An 18,563-nucleotide genomic window follows, 5' to 3' on the forward strand; every position below is an offset into this window, starting at 1 on the left:
AGCCGCTCCACCCGACCGTGACCCCGGTCCGGCCCACCCCGGCCCGGTCCACCCCGGCCCTGTCCACCATGCCCCGTTCCGCCCAGCACCCGCCCGAGGAACCTCCGCGATGACGACGACCCTCCCCGACGAAGCGACTCTCCCCGAGGGAGCGATCCTCCCCGACGAGGCGGAGCGCCCCGCCGGATCGGCGCTTCGAGGCGAAAGGATGCTTCCCGACGACACGGCCCGCCTGCGCGCGGCAGTCGCCTTCGTACGGGAACACGACACCGCCACCCTGCTGCCCCTCCTGCTGCCCGGCCTGCACGGCCCGGAACTGGAGTCGCTGGCCGCGCACTGCCGGTTCGCCCACGCGGGCCTGTTGCTCTTCCCGACCGGCCCGCACGACCTGCGCGGGCAACTCGCGGACTGCGGGCTCAAGGCCGACACCCCGTCCCAACCCAGTGTCGTCGTACGCCAACGGCTCGCCCGGCGCCACCAGCGCGACGCCGCCGAGCTCGACGTCCGCATCGTGCGCCCCCGTGTCGACGGGCCGGGCGGGGAGCGCCGTGCCGTTGAGGTGTTCGCCCTCATGGTGCCCGCACGCTCGGATCTGGAGCCGATCGCCGCGCACGAGCGCGCCCGCGGCCACGAGGCACACCTGGCATTCGAGCTGGAACATCCGGACCCACTGGTCCTGCGTGGGCTGTGCGCGGTCCTCACCCGGCACGGAGCCCGCCCCGACGGCGGCGGGTACAACCCGCACGAGAACGGCACCGTCCTCTACTTCACCGCTCCCGCGGACGAGACGTGCGGCTACCGGCGCCTCGAGCTCTACACGCCCGGCGACCATCACGGCGTCCTCACCGACCACCTTGCCGAGAACCTCACCGACGCACGGACCGACCCACGCACCGACCCACGCACCGGCCACCTCGATGAACGCCCAGGCACGGACCCCGCCGCTGAAACGCTCCTCCGCCTCCTCACCGGAGCGTGGACCACACAGGCCCTCGCCGCCTTCGCACGCCTGCGGCTGCCCGAGGCCATGGACACCGACGTAGCCACCGGCACCCGGGAACTCGCCCGGCGCACCGCCACCCACCCCGACACCCTCGCCACGCTCCTGCGCTACCTCAAGATGCTCGACGTCGTGGACGAGGAGACCGAGGGACAGGGCGGCTTCCGCCTCACCCGGCTCGGCGCCCTGCTCCGCGCGGACTCCGCGGACACGATGCGCCCCTTGGCCCTGATGTACGCGGGCCCCTTCTACCGCTCCTTCGGCGCACTCGACCACACCGTACGGACCGGGCAGCCGGCCTTCGACCACCTCTTCGGCGAGAACCACTTCGACCACTTCGCCCGCGACCCCGAACTCGCCGACCTCTTCGACCGTTCCATGGCGGCGAGTTCACGCATGTTCGAGCCGCTGCCCGCCCACCCAGTGATCACCCGCGCGGCCCAGGCGCCCACCCCCCGGACCGTCGTCGACGTCGCCGGCGGGAACGGCGAACTCCTCGGCCGCATCCTGACCGCACACCCGAGGCTCCTCGGCACGCTCCTGGAGCGGCCCCACGCCGTCGAAGCCGCCCGCCGCTCGCTCGACGCCGCGGGCTGCGGAGCCCGCTGCGACTACCGCAGCGGCGACTTCGCCGACGTACCGCACGGCGGCGACGTGTACGTCCTCTCCCGCATCCTGCACGACTGGGACGACGACCGGTGCAGGGAGATCCTGCGCCACTGCGCCCGCGCGATGCCCGACCACGCCGACCTGCTGGTAGTCGAGCGGCTCCTGCCCGCCGACGGTTCCCCCTCGCTCGCGACGGCCTGGGACCTCCACATGGCGTGCAATGTCGGCGGCCGCGAGCGCCGTGCCGAGCACTACGCCCGGCTGCTCGCCGACGCCGGACTGGAGCTGCTCGACCGCACCCCGCTGCCCCTGGAGGCCTACGTCCTGCACGCCCGCAAGGCCCCCGCGGGCCCCTCGGCCGCGGTCGGGTAGCGGAGGCCGGCAGCGCGTGCGGTGCGCCCGCGCCGCTCCTGTGCGCCGGCCCCTGACGCGCCCCCCGTCCCCAACTCACGCTGGTGCTCGGCCCGGCAGAGCGGCCAATTGCGGCGCGCGTGCGCGCTGGTGCGCTGGCGCGCGAGGGGGGACGGGGCCAAGGGCGACGCGCTCACCACCAACCAGTCGCTCCTAGGCTGACCGGACCGGGAACGACCTCCCGAAGGATGAGCTGGAACCCATTCGGTCTCCGTCGGCGGACAAGTGAACGATTCTCCTTACTGCATTCGACTGAGTCGGGCTTCCGGCGGGGGAGCGTGAGGGGTGATCGTTATGAGGCTCGAACTCCGCTTGAGAGGAACGGACTTCTTCATGCACCTGCGTCATGCACTCGCCCGCTTCGGCCGAATCGGCCTCACCGTCGGCACGGCAGCCGTGCTGGTCACCGGCCTGGCCACCCACGCGCAGGCCGCCGCGGGCACGATCCGGTACTTCAGTCCCGCCGGTCAGGAGTTCGACATCGCCAATCCGCCGGACAACGTCTGTCTCACCCTCCAGATCCGGGCGACCAACGTCACCAACGAGACGGACAAGAGGGTCAGCATCTACCTCGGCACGAGCTGCAACACCTTCGTCACGACGCTGGTCCCCGGCCGCGGCGTATCCTACGTCGGTGGCCCCCAGTCGGTGCGCGTCATCGGCTGAGCGGCTCCTGACCGGACCCCGTGGGCTCCCACCAGCCGTGCATTGCAGCGGTGTTGCAGGTTCGTGGACATGTCGTCCGGGAGGTTCCCGCTGGTGGGGCCGGGCTTCTACGGTCCGTCGGGAATCACGACCAAGGAGTGTCCCGCCATGAGCCCCGCAACGTCCCCCGACCTGTCGGACGAGAGCCAGTACGATCGCACGCGACTGCGGGAGTGGGCGCGCGGCCGCGCCCGTTCGGCGGGGGTGGACCGCCGTGACCTGCTTCGGCTGTTCGCGGCGGGGACCGCGGCCGGCGCCATGGGCCTGGGCTCCGCAGGAACCGCCGAAGCCACCGGGTCCGGTGGTGCCGGAGCCACCGCGGGCACCACCACGGCCGCGCCCGCCGCCGCGCCGCCAGGGATCCTGAAGCCGCTGCCGCCCGAACTGTTCACCATCCGGGGCACCAACGCGGAGACGAACTTCGCCGCCCTGCGGGGCACGGGACAGCTGACCCCCCTGGACCGGTTCTTCGTCCGCAACCACACCTCCACGCCGCGCCTCGACCCGCGGACCTGGCGGCTGAAGGTGTGGGGCGACGCCTTGTCCAGGGGCCCGGTGGAGTTCTCCTACGATCAGCTGCGCTCGCTGCCGGCCGTCGAGCGGACGCTGTTCATCGAGTGCGCGGGCAACGGCCGGAGCTTCTACACCACGCAGCAGGGCCAGCAGGTGACCGGGACCGCCTGGACCCTCGGCGCGATCGGCACGGCCCACTGGCGCGGGGCCCGGCTGTCCGACGTGCTGCGCCGGGCCGGGGTGACCCGGGCCGCGGTGGACGTACTGCCCCGGGGCCTGGACGACGAGGTGGTGAGCAACGGGGTGAACCTGGGCCACGTGCGTCGCCCGCTGCCGGTGTCGAAGGCGCTGGACGACGTGATCCTCGCGTACGAGATGAACGGCGAGCCGCTGCCGCCCGACCACGGGGGTCCGGTCCGCGTGGTCGTCCCGGACTGGATCGGGATCTCCTCGATCAAGTGGGTCGGGGACATCGAGGTGAGCGGGCAGCCGCTGTACACGCCGTGGAACACCGACCTGTACCGGCTGTTCGGGCCCGACCAGCCGGCGCAGGGCAGTGCTCCGCTGACCCGGCAGACCCTCAAGAGCGCCTTCGAGCTGGAGCTGGGAGCGACCGTCCCGGCGCACCGTACGCGGCTGCTGACCGGCCGCTCCTGGTCGGGCGCGGCTCCCGTGCACCGGGTGGAGGTCAGCACCGACGGAGGTGCTCGGTGGCAGCGGGCCCGGCTGCACGACGTCCCGCGCCGGGGCAGCTGGGTGCGCTGGTCACTGCCGTGGACGCCGCGGACCGCCGGGGCGACCGCCCTGCTGGCGCGGGCCACGGACGCCACCGGGCGGACGCAGCCCGCGACGGCGGCCCACAACACCCAGGGCTACCTCTTCGACGCCGTCGTACGTCACCCGGTGACGGTGGTCTGAGCATCGGCGGTGGTTCGCGGCAGGGGGAGGGAGGCGCTGACGGCGGGGGAGTGGCCGAGCCCGCGGGGCGTGCCCCGTAGACCTTCAGCCGCAGCCGGTCCCGTCCGGCGAACCGGTGCCCACGCGGCAGGGCCAGATCCAGCCCGCCCCGCACGAGCAGGGACACGTGCTTGGCGGCGGGTCCTTCGGTGTGGACGGCGGTGACACCCGGATACCGCTCCCCGAACGCTGCCAGGGCGCGCGGGACCAGCGATACGTCGACGGCGGCGAAGGCGCCGATCCACAGCATGCCGCCGCCCGGCGAACGCCGTGCGTCCAGCTCGGCGCGGGCCGCCCGCAACAGCCCCGGCATGCCCTCGACGTGGGGCGGCAGCACCCGGCCGGCCCCGGCGCCCTTCGGGCCCTCGGCCTCCCCGCGGACCCGGTCCGCGGCGATCAGTCGAGGTAGGTGTAGGGGAGTGGGTTGGTGACCTGCCCGCAGGGGGTGGCCGCGTAGACGGAGACGGTGGCCGCGGCGGGCCAGTCGGGGGCGACGGCGACGACGGAGGTGTCGCTGAGCACCACGACGTCCGCGCCTTCCCGGCCGGTGAAGCAGCCGTCGGGCCCCAGGGTCCCGAAGAGCACCCGGGTGTACGGGGTGAGGCCGGCCCCGACAAGGGTGATCTGGGTGCCGCCACTGCTGGGGCCGGCGTCGGGCCGGAGTGCGACGAGCTGCCCCTGCGGGGCCCCGCGAGAGGGGCCGGGGTGGACGGGGAGCGCCCCCGGAGCGCAGTGGGCGGGCCCGGCGGCCTCGGCGCGCGGGGCGGAGTGGGCCAGCGGCAGGGTGGCCAGGGACAGTGCGGTGAGCAGGAGCGCGATACGGCGGCGGGTACGCGTCATTGCGGAGCCTTCCGGCGGACGGAACGGGACCGGAGCAGCCCGGGCCCTCCCCATCATGGGGAAGGCGTACGGCGCAAATCCAGGACAAACCGCTGATGTCGCCCACGATCCAACGGAGGCGTGCGGTTCTCGCGCCGCGGCGATGTGCCCGAAGTTCCCGACGGGCCCGGCCGGGCAGGCCGCACGGGAAGTCAGTGTGCGGCGGGGTCGATGTTGCAGCTGGCCCGGCGCCGGCCGATGGCGACCAGCGCGTGGTGGAGTGCATCGAGGTCGGCACGTCGCACCGCGTGGATCGCCCCCTGGACCGGCGCGAGCCCCGGGCTGATCGGCTCGGTGGGTTCGTGGGGGTCGCGGCGCAGGATGATCCCGGTGGGAGGGTCGAAGGACCGCAGGGTGCGAACGAGGGTCAGGCGTTCGCGTTCCGCCTGGGCGTCGGGGCGGTGGAGAGTGATCACGGCGATGTCCGGCAGCAGGACCCGGGCCTGCGCCAGGGCGATGTCGGGATCGTGGGCGTGGGCCACGATGCGGAAGTGCGGCCCGCTGTGGACGCATGCACGGAGAGCTTCCAGCTCGGGACCTGCCGCCACACCCGCCACCAGAACGGTCATCATTGCCCCCATTCTTCACAAAATCTGCCGTTTTGGTAGAGGGGGGGCATGCCTTCAGTTGCGGCGGACCCGCCAGAGCCATGCCGCCGTACCGGCCAGCAGGGCAAGCATCGCCAGGTTGGCCAGGAAGGCCGGGGTGTCGCCCGCCGGGCCGCCGCTGGACAGGTTCCAGGTGGCGATGACGGCACTCGGCATGACGGCGGCGACCAGTACGCCGGTGGTCTTCTGGGCCGCGGTCCAGTGCACCGAAGTGCAGAGAAGTACCGCGCCAGTGATGCGCAACAGGACGCCGACGACCGGCCCGGGCTGGTCGGGGAAGATCATCATGAAGGGCAGCGAGAGGGTGAGCATCAGGAGCGGGACCAGGGGGTGCACCTTGCCCGGCCGGGCGGGTATGCCGGCGCCGCCCAGGGCCGGGAGCCGAGGCGGCCACGGTCCCCGCCTCGGTCAGCGCCGTCGTCGCGATCGTGCGGGGATCCCCCAACCTGCGTCAGGACCTCGCCGATCGCGACGGCGGGGCGTTCCGCGCGCGTCACCTCGATGTGTTCGGCGAGGTCGGCGAGGAGTTCCTGGCGACGGTCGGCGGGGAGCGCGGAGGCCTCGCGCTCGACGGCGTGGAGGTAGTCGCGTACGAGGTCGGCAGAGTTCTTCATGCGAGGTCTCCGGTGGAGGTGTGCGGGGTGGCGAGGAAGGAGTCGACGGCGTTGCGGAAGCCGGGCCAGACCCGGGTGAACTCCTCGAGCGCGGCCCGGCCGCTGTCGGTGAGTGCGTAGTAGCGGCGCGGTGGGCCCGAGGTGGACTCCTGCCAGGTGGTGGTGACCAGATCGTCGCGGCGGAGCCGGGAGAGCAGCGGGTAGACCGTGCCCTGGCTGGTGGCCAGGGCGCCGGAGTCCTCCAGGGCGTGGAGGAGTTCCACGCCGTAGCGGGGGCGGTCCCGCATCAGGGCGAGTACGCAGTACTCCAGGACCCCCTTGCGCAGCTGGGCGGCCGCCCGGGCCTGCTTGGTCGAATCACCTGGTTCCATGCGATGCAAGATACCTGGTGCGGTGGACCCGGTCCGGGGTGGGCTGGGGCGCGAAGCGGCCCCATCCGAGCCCACGGGGGGTCGGTCGACGGCTCACGGGCACGGGACGAGCCGTGCGACGGCCCAACGGCCCGACGGCCCGGGGATCCGGGGATCCGAAGGAAATGGCCTAGTTGGCCCGCGCGCGGAACGTCTGCCGGTACACCATCGGAGCCACCCCGATCGCGTGCGCCATGTGCCGTCGCAGCGAAGCGCCCGTACCCAGGCCCGCCTCCTGCGCGATCCGGTCCACCGGCAGGTCGGTGACCTCCAGAAGGCGCCGGGCATGCTCGACGCGCTGCCGGGTCAGCCACTGCCCGGGCGTCATCCCGACCTCGTCGCGGAACCGGCGCGAGAAGGTCCGTACGCTCATCCCGGCGTGGCGCGCCAGCTCCGCCAGGGCGATCGGGCGGCCGAGCCGACTGAGGGCCCACTCGCGGGTGGCGGCGGTGCTCGCCTGCGAGACCTCGGGCACCGGCCGTTCGATGAACTGGGCCTGGCCCCCCTCCCGCCACGGCGGTACGACACACAGCCGGGCGACCCGGTTGGCCACGGCGCTGCCGTGGTCGCGACGCAGCAGGTGCAGGCAGAGGTCGACTCCGGCGGCGACTCCGGCGGCCGTCAGTACCTGGCCGCCGTCCACGAACAGGACGTCCGCGTCGACCCGGACCTGCGGGAAGGCTCGCTGGAAGTGTTCCGCCTCGTTCCAGTGGGTGGTTGCCCGGCGGCCGTCGAGGAGGCCCGCGGTGGCCAGGACGTAGGAGGCCGTGCACATCGAGACGATCCGCGCGCCGGCGGGGAGCCGGGACAGGGTCCGGGCCAGGTCGGCGGGCAGCCAGTCCACCGCACCGGGGTCCGCGCCGTCGGCACCGGGGCCACAGATGAAGGGTGGGATCACGAGGGTGTCGGCGGTGGCGACGGCCTCGCCGCCGTGTTCCACCGTGATGCTGAAGTCGGCGCTGGTACGGACCGGACGGCCATCGAGGCTGCAGGTGAGGATCTCGTAGAGGGGTGCGTCGTCCGGGCCTCGGGCCGTGCCGAAGATCCGCACCGGAATGGTCATCTCGAAGGGGTAGACCCCGTCGAGGGCCAGGACGACGACCCGGTGGGCACGTTCAGCAGTCATGGCCAGATCTTTTCACATCGTGTCACTCCGGCCACTCGTCCGCCTCGGTTCCGATCGGCATCCTTGATCACATGACGACGACGAAGACGCAGAACGAGCGGGCCGAGCAGGCCGATCGGGCCGGGCGGACCATGCGGGCCGTCACCCAGACCGGTTTCGGCGGCCCCGAAGTGCTCCGCCTCACCGAGACCGTGCGTCCCGAGCCCGGGCCCGCCGAAGTGCTCGTACGGATCCACGCCGCGGCCGTCAACCCCACCGACGTCTGGCACCGCGCCACCGGCGGACTGGCCGGTGCCGGTGTGCCGCCCGTACCGCTCGGCTGGGACCTCTCCGGCACCGTCGAGGCCGTCGGCATCGGCGTGACCCTCTTCCGGACGGGCGACGAGGTGTTCGGTATGCCCCGCCACCCGGCCCCGGCCGGCACCTACGCCGAGTACGCCACCTCCCCCGCCCGGCACCTCGCGCACAAGCCCGCCGGACTCGACCACGTACAGGCCGCCGCCCTCCCGCTGGCCGCCCTCACCGCCTGGCAGGCTCTGGTGGACACGGCCGACGTGCGGCCGGGACAGCGGGTACTGGTGCACGCGGCGGCCGGGGGCGTCGGCCACCTGGCCGTCCAGATCGCCAAGGCCCGCGGTGCGTACGTCATCGGCACCGCGAACGCCGCCAAGCACGCGTTCGTCCGCTCGCTCGGAGCCGACGAGGTGGTCGACTACCGCACCACCGACTTCGCCGAGGCCGTGTCCGGAGTGGACGTCGTCGTGGACACCATCGGTGGTGCTTACGGCCCGCGTTCGCTGCGCACCTTGAGGCCCGGCGGCATCGTGGTCTCCCTCGCCTCACCGGCCGAGGCGGCTCTGGCGCAGGAGGCGGCGGTGCTCGGCGTCCGGGCGGTGTTCATGGCCGTGGAGGCCGACCACGCGGGCATGCTGGCGATAGCTCAGCTCGTCGAGCGGGGTCAACTGCGCCCGCACATCGCGGAGGTGCTGCCACTGGCCGAGGCGGGCAAGGCGCACGAGCTCTCGCAATCCGGGCGCACCAGCGGCAAGATCGTACTGACCACGGGCGCCGCCAGGGCCACCGAAGCCGCCCGGGCCACCGGCGCCGACGCGATTCAGGGAGTCTGAGGAATGACCACGTACATCCTGGTCCCCGGTGCCTGGCACGGCGCCTGGACCTTCGAGCCGCTCGCCCGCGATCTGCGCAGCCTCGGGCACCACGCCTACCCGCTGAGCCTGACCGGACTCGGCAGCCGCAGACACCTGCTGACCCCGGCAGTGAACCTGGACACCCACATCGCGGACGTGGTGAACCTACTGGAGGACGAGGCGGTCACCGACGCCGTACTGGTCGCCCACAGCTACGGGGGCATGGTCATCACCGGCGCGGCCGACCGGGTCCCGGAGCGGGTGAAGGGCCTGGTGTACGTGGACGCGATGGTCCCGCAGGACGGCCAGTCGACCTGGTCCCTGGTGTCGGAGAACGAGCGCACGTGGTACCTCGACGGCACCGGGGAGAACGGCTACACCAGCGCCCCGCTCCCCTTCTTCGACCCGCGGGCCACCCCGCACCCACTGGCCTCGCTGCTCCAGGCGGTCCGCCTGGAGGGGGATCTGGCACGCTTCGCCGAGAAGTCGTACGTCTACGCCACGAAGTGGCCGACGCCGTCGCCCTTCACGGATCTGTACGAGCGGCTGAGCCACTCGCCGCAGTGGCGCACGCACGCCGTCGAGAGCGGCCACAACGTGATGCGGGAGGCACCGCAGGAACTGCTGAAGGTGCTACTGAGCCATGCCTGAGCGGCGCGGCCAGAGCCTGTTTCCTCCGGCCGGAGGGACTCGCTGACCTTGGGACCAGGACCCGTGACGACCACTGCCCTGACGCGTCTTTCTGACCACGGACAACGGGGAATACCTCCCTTGGGTCGTCCGGCCAGGCCTCGAGCCGGACCGGTGGACCGTCATGGTGAACGAGGCGCGCGGCGACCGGTGGGAGCGTTTCGCCGTGTCCTGCACGCAGTTCCTCGCGGCTGCCCTCGATGGCGAGCTGCGGTCGTGCATCCTCCCCTCCTCGTTCCCCCGCGCTGCACACGCATTCCGCCAGCTCGGAGGGTGACGAGGTGGAGACCTGTCGGCCGAGCGGTCGTTGTCGACCCCGCGCCGGACGGTGCCCGGGGGAGGATGGTCATCGACGCAGTCCAGGAAACGATGACCGGATGAGGCCGGTCGTCAGGCGATGACGTCCTCGGACAGACCCGTCGAACTGTGGTGGCCGGGCGAGGGAAGGGCCAGGACCACTCGGGTCCTGTTCGACCGCCACGACGTGTTCGCCGACCCTGCCGCGGAGATCCTCCGGCAGGTGCGCGAGCGCGGCTGGTCCGTAACGGCCGCGGACGCCGAGAGCCTTGTCGTATCCGGCGTCTCGCTCGGATTCACCCGCCGGACCTCGCAGGAAGTGCCCCGCGATGTGGCCGGGCTCCCCCTCTCCTTCACCTCCGCACTCGTCGCGGGCGCCGGCTACTACGACTTCCTCACCACCACCTGAGCCCTCGGACGGGAGCTCGGTGCGGGGCGGCGTCCGCGAGGTCTGGTCCGTGTCCTGGTGCGCCGCGCGGGCCTTTCGCGCGTTGCGGGTGGCACGGCTCCCTTTTGACATGATTGGAACGTTGTTCCACACTCTTGATGGAACGATGTTCCATTGATGGCGGACCGGCTCGAGCGGGACACCCCGCCGCGAAGCGGAAGCGGAAGCAAAAGGAGAAGGACATGGCACTGCAGGACCAGCCCGCGTACCTCATCAGGATGCGCGCCAAGCCTGGACTCGGCGACAAGCTGTTCGCGCTGGCCACCGAAGGCATGGGGAAGTCGGGGTCCTCCGGCCGGTTCATCATCGCCCGCGAGGACGCCGACCCCGACGTTCTGTGGAACATGGAGGTCTTCCGGAGCCGCGAGGTGAAGGATGCCTACGAGAGCAGCCCCCTCGCGGACGAGCTGCGCGACGAGATCATCGGTCTTCTCGCCGAGCCGCCCCTGCGGATCGAAGTCCGCCCGTACGCCGCCCTGCCGGCAGACCAGGCCTGAGTGCCCGAGGGGATCCCCCCAAGGGCGAGAAACCATCGGCTCCGTGGCGCGCCCAGCCTTGCGAAGTGGACTGACGGTCCGTATTCTTCTCATTCATACGGACCGATAGTCCGTTTGTGATCGACCGCCATCGACCGGCCGGAATCGCCGCGCCGTCGAGCAGAACGGAAGTCTCGAACATGACGACCCTCTTGCCGCCCGCCGAGCTGTACCGCCACGGGCTTCGGCTGCTCCTGGAGAAGGACATCCCCGCCTGGGTGGACCTGTGGGACGAGGGCGGGACCATGGAGTTCCCCTTCGCACCCCCGGGATGGCCCGTGCGCCTCGAGGGTCGGCAAGCCGTCGCGGACTACATGCGCCACTACCCCGACCACGTCGACCTCCACGACTTCCCGGAGGTGACGATCCACCAGACCACCGTCCCCGAGACCATCGTGGTCGAGATGCGCGGGGTCGGCCGCCTGGTGGAGACCGGCAGCCCCTTCGACATGACCTACATCGCCGTGGTCACGGTCAAGGCCGGGCGCATCACCTCCTACCGCGACTACTGGAACCCCCTCGCCGTTCAGCGGTCCGGTGTCGACTTCGTAGGAGCGAACCGATGAACACGATGAACACCCTCAGCCCAACCCTGGTCGTCGGAGCCACCGGCACAACCGGCCACCGTGTCGTCGCCGGGCTGATCGCCGAAGGCCGCCCCGCAAGGGCCGCGGGTCGCAGCGCCACTCCGGTGGAAGGCGCCGAGGCCGTCCGCTTCGACTGGCACGAGCCCGCGACCTGGGGGACGGCCTTGGACGGTGCGGGCAGCGTGTACCTCGTCCCGCCCGTCGGCTCCGCCAACCCGGCCGCGCCCATGCTGCCCTTCCTCCGTCAGGCCCGCGCGGCAGGAGTGCGACGCGCGGTGCTGCTCAGCTCATCGGCGATTCCCGCCGGCGGTCCAGCGGTGGGGCAGGTCCACCAGGCCCTGCCCGGCCTCTTCGAGGAGTGGGCGGTGCTGCGGCCGTCCTGGTTCATGCAGAACTTCGCCGGGCACGCCCCTCACGCGCGCAGCATGCGCGAGGACGGCGCCATCCTCACGGCCGCGGGAAACGGGCGCGTCGGGTTCATCGACGCGGAGGACATCGCCGCCGTCGCCGTACGCGCCCTGACCGGCGAACCGGCCCTCAACACCGACCTGATGCTCACCGGACCGCAGGCGTTGAGTTACGACGACGTCGCCACGATCATCACCGAGGTCACCGGTCGGACTGGTCGTGCACCGGCATCTGACCTTCGAGCAGTTGCGGGACCGCTGGGCGGCGGAGATTCCCCTGGAGTTCGCGACCATGCTGGCCGCCATGGACCGCGCCATCGCCGACGGCGCCGAGGACCGTACCTCGGATACGGTCGAGGGCGTCACCGGGCGCGCCCGGGGCACCTTCCGCGCCTTCGTCGAAAGGAGGTCCGGCGGGACGGCTGATGTTCCGTGCCGACCTGCTCTCCGCGCCGGCCGGTGCGGAGACCGGTCCGATCCGTGAGAGCCGGCGCCAACACGTATCGTCAACTGGCTCGACGGCGCGAAGCCGACCGGACCGGCCGGAGATCGAGGAGGACCTGTGGCCCAGCACACGGAACATACGGAACGCACAGTACGTACAGCGCGCACAGCGCGCACAGCGCGTACAGAGCGTGCTGACGCCCTGCGCAACCGGGAAGCCGTGCTGGCAGCGGCCGATGCCCTCTTCGCCGCGAGCAGCAGCCCCCAGAGCGTGTCGATGGACGAGATCGCAGCCGCCGCGGGCGTGGGCAAGGGCACCCTCTTCCGCCGCTTCGGCGACCGCGCCGGTCTGATCGGCGCGGTGATCGCCTCCCGCCTCGAACCCCTGCAGGAGACAGTGCGGGAAGCGCAGGAGGCAGCGGTGTCCTCGCCTCGGCAGCGGGTGATGGAGCTACTCGACGCCTCACTGCGCTTCAAGATCGAGAACCGGAACCTGATGTCGGCCGCGGAGGACGCCGGGATCAGCAGCCCCTACCTGGCCGAGCACTACGCCTGGTGGCACGACATCCTTCGTACCGCGCTGGACGAGCTGCCCGGAGTCCACAGCGCGGAGTTCACCGCCCATGCCCTGCTGGCCGCCATCCGCGCCGACCTCGTGGCGCACCTGATCGACGATCAGGGGATGGAGCCCGAAGCCCTGCGGGCCTCGCTCGCGGCGTACATCGACAATGCCCTCGGTGCCGAATGAGTCGGGCGGACCGGCGAGCGGATCCCCTCAACGCACGGTGGCGGTCACGGAGGGCGAGGTCCAGTCGCCGGCCGACACCCGCAGTTCTTCGAACGGGTATGGCAGCACCTACGCGCGTACGTGACCGGCCTCATCCACGCCAAGCGGACGCACCCCGTACTCCGCGCTGGCGGTACGGACGGAGCGACCCGGGGCGCACGGAAGCCGACGCGGGCGGGGTGGAGGAGGCGTACCTCTTCGGGCCGGTGTCTTACGCACGTCTACGCGCGCGCAGTGCGTCGGAGCCGAACTCGGGCCGCTGCTGGTGGTAGCGATGAGTTTGACCGGCTCGGAGAGTCTCACCACTGTCATCGCCCCATCGCAGGAGGAACGCGTGGTTCAGCTATTGAGAGTCCAGAACTTCAACGTCTCGAGTGACGGCATCGGTGCCGGTGAGGACCAGACCCTCGAGAGGCCGTTCGGTCATGTCGACCCAGGAAGGCTCTTCGCCTGGGCCGGTGCCACGGCGAGCTGGCCCATGCGCACCGAACCGGGGGGTAGCCGGGGCCTGGACGATTACCTCACGCGGGACTACGACCGCAACATCGGCGCCGAGATCATGGGCCGCAACAAGTTCGGTCCCCAGCGCGGGCCCTGGCAGGACTACGAGTGGCAGGGCTGGTGGGGGGACGAGCCGCCGTTCCGCACCCCGGTATTCGTCCTGACCCACCACAAGCGTCCTTCGCTCACGCTCTCCGACACCACGTTCCACTTCGTCGACGGCGACCCTGCCACGGTCCTCGAGCAGGCCAGGGAGGCGGCGCGGGGCAAGGACGTCCGGCTCGGCGGCGGCGCCAGCACCATCCGGCAGTTCCTCGACGCCGACCTCGTCGACACCCTGCACGTGGCGGTCTCGCCGCTGAAGCTCGGATCCGGTGTACGACTCTGGGAATCTCCCGATGAGTTGCTCGACCGGTTCCACCTGGAGGTCGTTCCCAGCCCGAGCGGGGTGAAGCACCACCTGTTCTGGCGAAAGTGACCGGTCCTCAGGGCAGCCCCGGGCAGCTGTTGTTCTGCCTCCCGGGGCTGCTGCCCGCGGCGGGGCTGCCGACTCAACGCCTTTCCTCACTGGGAGTGTTTACCGGCCAACATTCAGGTAACACTGAGTAATTACAGTTGGTCAGTACTCGACGGAAGGCAGGAACATGACCCTCTTCACTGTGCTCATCCTGGTCGCGGTGCCCGTCCTCGTGCTCCTCCTCGCGCTGGCCCCCAGCGCCCCCACGCGCAGTAACCCCTTCCCGGGCCGACGGCACCGGGCCGCCCGCACGCGGTCGGCGTCGACCGGACGGCGACGCGTTCCCGGGCAGCGCGGAGTCCAGCACCAGACTCGCTGAGGCCCGGGGCCGATCCCGTACCCGCCCCCGGCGCCGATTCCGTGCGGCGCGTCCTTCGCCGTGCCCCTGCGGACGACGGTCCGCGGTCGTGTCAGGCCAGGCCTGCCTCGATGGCGCGCCGGACGGCGGCCGCCCGGTCCCGGATGCCGGTTTTCGCGAACAGGTTGTTGATGTGGGTCTTGACGGTGGCTTCGCTGATGAAGAGCTTCTCGGCGATGCCCCGGTTGGGAAGGCCCTGGCCGATCAGCGCGAGCACCTCGCGCTCGCGGGGCGTGAGGTCCTCGGGCAGGGCAGGAACCGGCTCGGGGGTCCTCGCGGTCGTGTTCCTGGCCGTGGCGAGCAGCCGGTCCTGTACCTCGCGGTCGAGCACGGACTGACCGGCGGCAGCGGCCCGGATGGCCCGGACGATGTCCTGGCGTCCCGCGTTCTTGGTCAGGTACCCGCGGGCTCCCGCGCCCAGGGCGCCCAGGATCGAGTCGTCGTCGGCGAAGGTGGTGAGTACGACCACCGCCACCTGCGGGTACTGCTCGCCCAGGCGGCGGGTCGTCTCGATGCCGTCCATGACGGGCATCCTCAGGTCCATCAGCACGACGTCCACCGGCCCGGCGGCGACCGCCGCCAGCACTTCGGTTCCGTCCGCGGCGGCCTCGACGACGTCGATGTCCTCGGACAGGCCGAGCACCGCGGCGAGCGGCTCCCGGACGGCGGCCTGGTCGTCGGCGACGACCACCCTCAGCCTCTGCTGCTTCTCGATCGGTTCGCTCATCCCGGGATCACTGCCTCCACGTGCCAGCCGCCCCGGTCCGGGCCTTCCGTGACCGGGCCCGCGGTGACGGTTCCGTCCAGCAGCGCGACGCGTTCGCGCATTCCGATCAGCCCCATCCCACTACCGGGCCCGGCGTTCACCTGGCGGATGCCGGGGCGGTTACGGATCCTCAGTGTCGTCGATGCGGGGGCGAACGTCAGCTCCACGGCGACGTCCCCACCGGGTGCGTGCCGGGCGGCATTGGTCAGCGCCTCCTGGGCGATCCGCAGCAGGTTCTGGGTCACTCGGGTCGGGAGTTCCCGGACCGTACCGGTGACGGTGAGGGCGTCGTGGTGGCCCGAGGAGTCGACCATCGCGGTCAGGCTCTCCACCAGCGGCAGTGCGTCCTCGCGCAGCGCGTGCACGGTCCACTGGGCCTGCTTCAGGCTCTCCTTGACCAGGGCGTGGGCCTTGGCGTTGGCCTCCCTGACTCGCTCCAGGTCACCGGTGTCGATCAGCGCGTCGGCGAGTTCCAGCTGCATGTTGATCCCGGCCAGCGAGTGTGCCAGTACGTCGTGCACGTCACGGGCGATCCGGCCGCGTTCGGTCAGTACGGCCGTACGCGCCTCCGCCCGGGCGGCCCGTTCGGCCGACTCGGACGCGGCGAGGGCCGCCCGCACGGCCTGGCGCTGGCTGCGGTTGAGGATGCCGATCAGGACCGGTGCGCCGGTGGCGAGGCCGAGTCCCCACGGCAACTGCTGCTGCCCCGGCCCGGGGCCGAGGTACATGACACCGGCACAGAGCACGCTGCACAGGCCCGCGAGGGCCAAGGCCCATCTGGTCTCCAGCCGGTATCCGATGTGGCCGGCCAGGAAGAAGGCGAAGAGGTATCCGGTTCCACTGCTGCTGACGGCGATCAGAGCGGCCGCCGCGATGACACCGGCGGTCAGCCAGGCGGCGGCGAACCGCTGGGTCACGGCGTTCTCGGGCAGGCCGCGGGCCAGCAGAGCGGCCGTGCAGAGCACGAAGAGGACGGCGACGGCCAGACCTCGGCCGGTGAAGCCCATGGGCCGGATCGTCACGACTCCGACGACGACGACCGCCAGGGTCAGTACCCACCGGACCCGCGGATCCTGCCCGGGAACCGGACGCGCGACCGCCTCCGGGGACGGTGCTGTCCCCGGAGGCGGAGGGGTCTCACTCGTGGACATGCGCAGAACATACTGCACGGTCAGGCCGTGCGGTCGAGCACCGGCACGGGGCGGACCACCGCGTGGGCGCGGCTCCGGATGTAGATCGTCGCCAGTCGCGTGACCACCTCGGTGAGTGCCATCAGGACGAACGCCGCCACCCAGGCCTTGTCGCTGGTGATCTGGTGGCTGACGCTGAACCGGGCGACGTCGGTGGCGCCGCCGCCGTGCTCGACCCACAACTGGAAGCCCATCCGTGCCCCCATGCCCACGACCCACAGGGCCGCCGACACCGCACCGGCCTTGATCAGGACGTGCTCGCCGACGGTCCGGATCCGGGTGTAGACGCCGCCCGCGATGCCGAGCGCGGCACCCACGGCCACCAGCACCGCGATCAGTACCAGGTCATTGCCGGCGGTGGGGATGGTGTCGAGGTACGAGGAGGCCACGAAGGCCACGATCCCCAGCGGGATCAGGAAGGTCTTGAGGTCGAGCCGTCCTTCCCGAAGCTGCCGGAAGACGATGAGGAGGAGGGCGATGTCGGTGATCCACTCGGTCGTTGTCATGCCCTCAAGACTGCTGTGGAACGGCTGGCGGCACCTGGACCCAGGGGTGGAAACGGGGGTGGAGTTCCACCCCCACCGTCTCCACCGGCAGCCGGCAGCCGGCAGCCGGCAGCCGGCAGTCGGCCTGACGCCGGGAGGTCCCGGGTCCCGCCGAAGCCTCTGACCGGCGAGCCCGGGTACAGTCGGCTCGCTGCTCAGCCCGGGCCGGACCGGGTGCAGGGCGCCCGCCATGTTCCCACTCGAGTTCCGGCCAGGAGATCCGATGACCAGTACGCAGGAGTCGGCCGAGCCGGTCACGAGCACTCCCCAGTCACCACGAGTGCCGTCGGCCGAGATACGGGTGGCGCGCCTACGGCGGCGCCTGGAACGTCTGATAGGGATCGCGGCGACCGAGGGCAACGCACTGACTCCCTTGCGCAACGGGGACGAGATCTTCGCCGCGATGCTGGCCGGGATCCACGGTGCTCAGCACACGGTCGACATGATGACGTTCGTGTACTGGAAGGGCGACATCGCCCGTGAGTTCGCCCACGCGCTCGCCGGGCGGGCTCGCGCCGGTGTGCGGGTCCGGCTGCTGCTGGACGGCTTCGGCAGCCGCCTGATCGAACGGGAGCTGCTGGAGGAGATGGAGGGGGCCGGAGTACAGGTGGCCTGGTTCCGCAAGCCGCTGTACCTCTCGCCGCTCAAGCAGAATCACCGCTGCCACCGCAAGGTCCTCGTCGTCGACGAGGAGACCGCGTTCACCGGCGGGGTCGGGATCGCCGAGGAATGGTGCGGCAACGCGCGCGACGAGCACGAATGGCGCGACACGCACGTCGAGGTCCGCGGACCCGCCGTCGACGGGATCGCCGCCGCGTTCGCGCAGAACTGGGCCGAGTGCCACGACGAACTCTTCGACGACCGGGACCGGTTCGTCGACCACCGCCCGCAGGGCGACGCGATCGTCCAGGTCGTGCGCGGCTCGGCCAGCTTCGGCTGGCAGGACATGCAGACGCTGATGCGCGTCATGCTGGAGTCCGCCGAGGAGCGCTTCCGGCTGGCCACCGCCTACTTCTCACCGGACACGTACTTCATCGAGCTGCTCTGTGCCACCGCCCGGCGCGGGGTCGAGGTGGAGATCCTGCTCCCGGGTCCCCACACCGACAAACGGGTCTGCCAGCTCGCAGGCCAGCACCACTACGCGGATCTCATCGCCTGCGGAGTGAAGATCTACCAGTACCAGCCGACGATGATGCACGCCAAGGTCATCACCGTCGACCACGTCGCCGCACTGATCGGCTCGACCAACTTCAACCGGCGCTCCCTCGATCACGACGAGGAGGTCATGCTCGCCGTGCTCGACGAGCGGTTCACCGCTGTCCTCGACGGACACTTCGACGAGGACGTCGCGGTGAGCGAGCTGATCCAGGAGGGCCGTTGGAAGAGACGCCCCACCCTCCAGCGGGCCCGGGAACTGGCCGTGCAGCCCATCCGCCGCTTCCTGTGAAACCGGCCACCGCAAACCACGCCGCGGGAGCACCGGACGCCGGCGGGCAGGTGGCGGGTCGGG

At 71.4% G+C, this 18,563-nt stretch carries 20 protein-coding genes and 2 pseudogenes; 14 read left to right on the top strand and 8 right to left on the bottom strand.

The window, feature by feature from the left end; all coding sequences use genetic code 11:
* Positions 1-109: 109 nt before the first annotated feature.
* From OG389_RS35625 to OG389_RS35640, 4 genes are all read left to right on the top strand, one after another.
* Positions 110-1,981, top strand: coding sequence for a methyltransferase (locus tag OG389_RS35625; RefSeq protein ID WP_443059399.1), 1,872 nt, complete (start codon positions 110-112; stop codon positions 1,979-1,981).
* Positions 1,982-2,353: 372 nt separating this feature from the next.
* Complete coding sequence (locus OG389_RS35630; RefSeq protein ID WP_328303346.1) at positions 2,354-2,686, top strand: hypothetical protein; 333 nt, start codon at positions 2,354-2,356, stop codon at positions 2,684-2,686.
* A 147-nt stretch (positions 2,687-2,833) separates the two neighbouring features.
* Positions 2,834-4,156 carry a sulfite oxidase gene (locus tag OG389_RS35635; protein WP_328303348.1) on the top strand — a complete coding sequence of 441 codons (1,323 nt, stop codon included), beginning with the start codon at positions 2,834-2,836 and terminating at the stop codon, positions 4,154-4,156.
* Positions 4,157-4,271: 115 nt separating this feature from the next.
* A complete protein-coding gene (locus OG389_RS35640; protein ID WP_328303350.1) occupies positions 4,272-4,604 on the top strand; it encodes a hypothetical protein in 333 nt (110 codons plus the stop codon).
* Here the strand turns inward: OG389_RS35640 and OG389_RS35645 are convergent.
* The 5 genes and pseudogenes from OG389_RS35645 to OG389_RS35665 form a co-directional block, all read right to left on the bottom strand.
* Positions 4,592-5,035, bottom strand: coding sequence for an IPT/TIG domain-containing protein (locus OG389_RS35645; protein WP_328303352.1), 444 nt, complete (start codon positions 5,033-5,035; stop codon positions 4,592-4,594). The genes OG389_RS35640 and OG389_RS35645 overlap by 13 nt on opposite strands.
* 191 nt (positions 5,036-5,226) lie before the next feature.
* Entirely contained in the window at positions 5,227-5,646 is a 420-nt protein-coding gene (locus OG389_RS35650) for a hypothetical protein (RefSeq protein ID WP_328303354.1), read from the bottom strand.
* Positions 5,647-5,697: 51 nt separating this feature from the next.
* Positions 5,698-6,296, bottom strand: a pseudogene (locus OG389_RS35655) (HAAS signaling domain-containing protein).
* Entirely contained in the window at positions 6,293-6,667 is a 375-nt protein-coding gene (locus tag OG389_RS35660) for a PadR family transcriptional regulator (RefSeq protein ID WP_328303356.1), read from the bottom strand. The pseudogene OG389_RS35655 and the gene OG389_RS35660 overlap by 4 nt, the downstream one beginning before the upstream one ends.
* A gap of 169 nt (positions 6,668-6,836) precedes the next feature.
* On the bottom strand, positions 6,837-7,832 hold the full coding sequence (locus tag OG389_RS35665; protein ID WP_328303358.1) for a GlxA family transcriptional regulator: 996 nt from the start codon (positions 7,830-7,832) through the stop codon (positions 6,837-6,839).
* A gap of 71 nt (positions 7,833-7,903) precedes the next feature.
* Here OG389_RS35665 and OG389_RS35670 point away from each other — a divergent pair, with 71 nt between their 5' ends.
* The 9 genes and pseudogenes from OG389_RS35670 to OG389_RS35710 all read left to right on the top strand — a co-directional run bounded on the left by OG389_RS35670 (position 7,904) and on the right by OG389_RS35710 (position 14,513).
* Complete coding sequence (locus OG389_RS35670) at positions 7,904-8,959, top strand: NADP-dependent oxidoreductase (protein ID WP_328303360.1); 1,056 nt, start codon at positions 7,904-7,906, stop codon at positions 8,957-8,959.
* A 3-nt stretch (positions 8,960-8,962) separates the two neighbouring features.
* Positions 8,963-9,631, top strand: a complete 669-nt coding sequence (locus OG389_RS35675) for an alpha/beta fold hydrolase (RefSeq protein WP_328303361.1) — start codon at positions 8,963-8,965, stop codon at positions 9,629-9,631.
* Positions 9,632-10,067: 436 nt separating this feature from the next.
* Entirely contained in the window at positions 10,068-10,376 is a 309-nt protein-coding gene (locus tag OG389_RS35680) for a hypothetical protein (protein ID WP_328303363.1), read from the top strand.
* A gap of 221 nt (positions 10,377-10,597) precedes the next feature.
* Positions 10,598-10,912 (top strand): putative quinol monooxygenase, encoded by a 315-nt coding sequence (locus OG389_RS35685; RefSeq protein ID WP_328303365.1) that lies wholly within the window; start codon positions 10,598-10,600, stop codon positions 10,910-10,912.
* A gap of 179 nt (positions 10,913-11,091) precedes the next feature.
* Positions 11,092-11,517: a nuclear transport factor 2 family protein gene (locus OG389_RS35690; RefSeq protein ID WP_328303367.1), complete on the top strand. Its 426-nt coding sequence runs from the start codon at positions 11,092-11,094 to the stop codon at positions 11,515-11,517.
* A 5-nt stretch (positions 11,518-11,522) separates the two neighbouring features.
* Positions 11,523-12,429: pseudogene (locus tag OG389_RS35695) on the top strand (NmrA family NAD(P)-binding protein).
* A gap of 180 nt (positions 12,430-12,609) precedes the next feature.
* The gene (locus OG389_RS35700; protein ID WP_328303369.1) at positions 12,610-13,137 is read left to right on the top strand and encodes a TetR/AcrR family transcriptional regulator; all 528 of its coding nucleotides are present in this window, start codon (positions 12,610-12,612) and stop codon (positions 13,135-13,137) included.
* Between the two features lie 373 nt (positions 13,138-13,510).
* Complete coding sequence (locus tag OG389_RS35705; protein WP_328303371.1) at positions 13,511-14,155, top strand: dihydrofolate reductase family protein; 645 nt, start codon at positions 13,511-13,513, stop codon at positions 14,153-14,155.
* Positions 14,156-14,321: 166 nt separating this feature from the next.
* Positions 14,322-14,513: a hypothetical protein gene (locus OG389_RS35710; protein WP_328303373.1), complete on the top strand. Its 192-nt coding sequence runs from the start codon at positions 14,322-14,324 to the stop codon at positions 14,511-14,513.
* Positions 14,514-14,604: 91 nt separating this feature from the next.
* On the opposite strand, the gene OG389_RS35715 is transcribed toward OG389_RS35710, so the two are convergent.
* Genes OG389_RS35715 through OG389_RS35725 form a run of 3 tightly spaced genes read right to left on the bottom strand, consistent with a single transcriptional unit; the run spans position 14,605 to position 17,014 of the window.
* Positions 14,605-15,279 (bottom strand): response regulator transcription factor, encoded by a 675-nt coding sequence (locus OG389_RS35715; protein WP_328303375.1) that lies wholly within the window; start codon positions 15,277-15,279, stop codon positions 14,605-14,607.
* On the bottom strand, positions 15,276-16,469 hold the full coding sequence (locus OG389_RS35720; RefSeq protein WP_443059400.1) for a sensor histidine kinase: 1,194 nt from the start codon (positions 16,467-16,469) through the stop codon (positions 15,276-15,278). The genes OG389_RS35715 and OG389_RS35720 overlap by 4 nt, the downstream gene beginning before the upstream one ends.
* 20 nt (positions 16,470-16,489) lie before the next feature.
* On the bottom strand, positions 16,490-17,014 hold the full coding sequence (locus OG389_RS35725) for a hypothetical protein (protein ID WP_328303379.1): 525 nt from the start codon (positions 17,012-17,014) through the stop codon (positions 16,490-16,492).
* A 262-nt stretch (positions 17,015-17,276) separates the two neighbouring features.
* On the opposite strand from OG389_RS35725, the gene OG389_RS35730 reads away from it, so the two are divergent.
* Entirely contained in the window at positions 17,277-18,500 is a 1,224-nt protein-coding gene (locus OG389_RS35730; protein WP_328303381.1) for a phospholipase D-like domain-containing protein, read from the top strand.
* Positions 18,501-18,563: the final 63 nt, after the last annotated feature.

The sequence above is a fragment of the Streptomyces sp. NBC_00435 genome (assembly GCF_036014235.1).
GTDB lineage: Bacteria > Actinomycetota > Actinomycetes > Streptomycetales > Streptomycetaceae > Streptomyces.

Coding starts and splice junctions, on each gene's coding strand:
- OG389_RS35625 (WP_443059399.1), top strand. CDS start 110: ATGACGACGACCCTCCCCGACGAAGCGACTCTCCCCGAGGGAGCGATC.
- OG389_RS35630 (WP_328303346.1), top strand. CDS start 2,354: ATGCACCTGCGTCATGCACTCGCCCGCTTCGGCCGAATCGGCCTCACC.
- OG389_RS35635 (WP_328303348.1), top strand. CDS start 2,834: ATGAGCCCCGCAACGTCCCCCGACCTGTCGGACGAGAGCCAGTACGAT.
- OG389_RS35645 (WP_328303352.1), bottom strand. CDS start 5,035: ATGACGCGTACCCGCCGCCGTATCGCGCTCCTGCTCACCGCACTGTCC.
- OG389_RS35650 (WP_328303354.1), bottom strand. CDS start 5,646: ATGATGACCGTTCTGGTGGCGGGTGTGGCGGCAGGTCCCGAGCTGGAA.
- OG389_RS35660 (WP_328303356.1), bottom strand. CDS start 6,667: ATGGAACCAGGTGATTCGACCAAGCAGGCCCGGGCGGCCGCCCAGCTG.
- OG389_RS35665 (WP_328303358.1), bottom strand. CDS start 7,832: ATGACTGCTGAACGTGCCCACCGGGTCGTCGTCCTGGCCCTCGACGGG.
- OG389_RS35670 (WP_328303360.1), top strand. CDS start 7,904: ATGACGACGACGAAGACGCAGAACGAGCGGGCCGAGCAGGCCGATCGG.
- OG389_RS35675 (WP_328303361.1), top strand. CDS start 8,963: ATGACCACGTACATCCTGGTCCCCGGTGCCTGGCACGGCGCCTGGACC.
- OG389_RS35680 (WP_328303363.1), top strand. CDS start 10,068: ATGACGTCCTCGGACAGACCCGTCGAACTGTGGTGGCCGGGCGAGGGA.
- OG389_RS35685 (WP_328303365.1), top strand. CDS start 10,598: ATGGCACTGCAGGACCAGCCCGCGTACCTCATCAGGATGCGCGCCAAG.
- OG389_RS35690 (WP_328303367.1), top strand. CDS start 11,092: ATGACGACCCTCTTGCCGCCCGCCGAGCTGTACCGCCACGGGCTTCGG.
- OG389_RS35710 (WP_328303373.1), top strand. CDS start 14,322: ATGACCCTCTTCACTGTGCTCATCCTGGTCGCGGTGCCCGTCCTCGTG.
- OG389_RS35715 (WP_328303375.1), bottom strand. CDS start 15,279: ATGAGCGAACCGATCGAGAAGCAGCAGAGGCTGAGGGTGGTCGTCGCC.
- OG389_RS35720 (WP_443059400.1), bottom strand. CDS start 16,469: ATGTCCACGAGTGAGACCCCTCCGCCTCCGGGGACAGCACCGTCCCCG.
- OG389_RS35725 (WP_328303379.1), bottom strand. CDS start 17,014: ATGACAACGACCGAGTGGATCACCGACATCGCCCTCCTCCTCATCGTC.
- OG389_RS35730 (WP_328303381.1), top strand. CDS start 17,277: ATGACCAGTACGCAGGAGTCGGCCGAGCCGGTCACGAGCACTCCCCAG.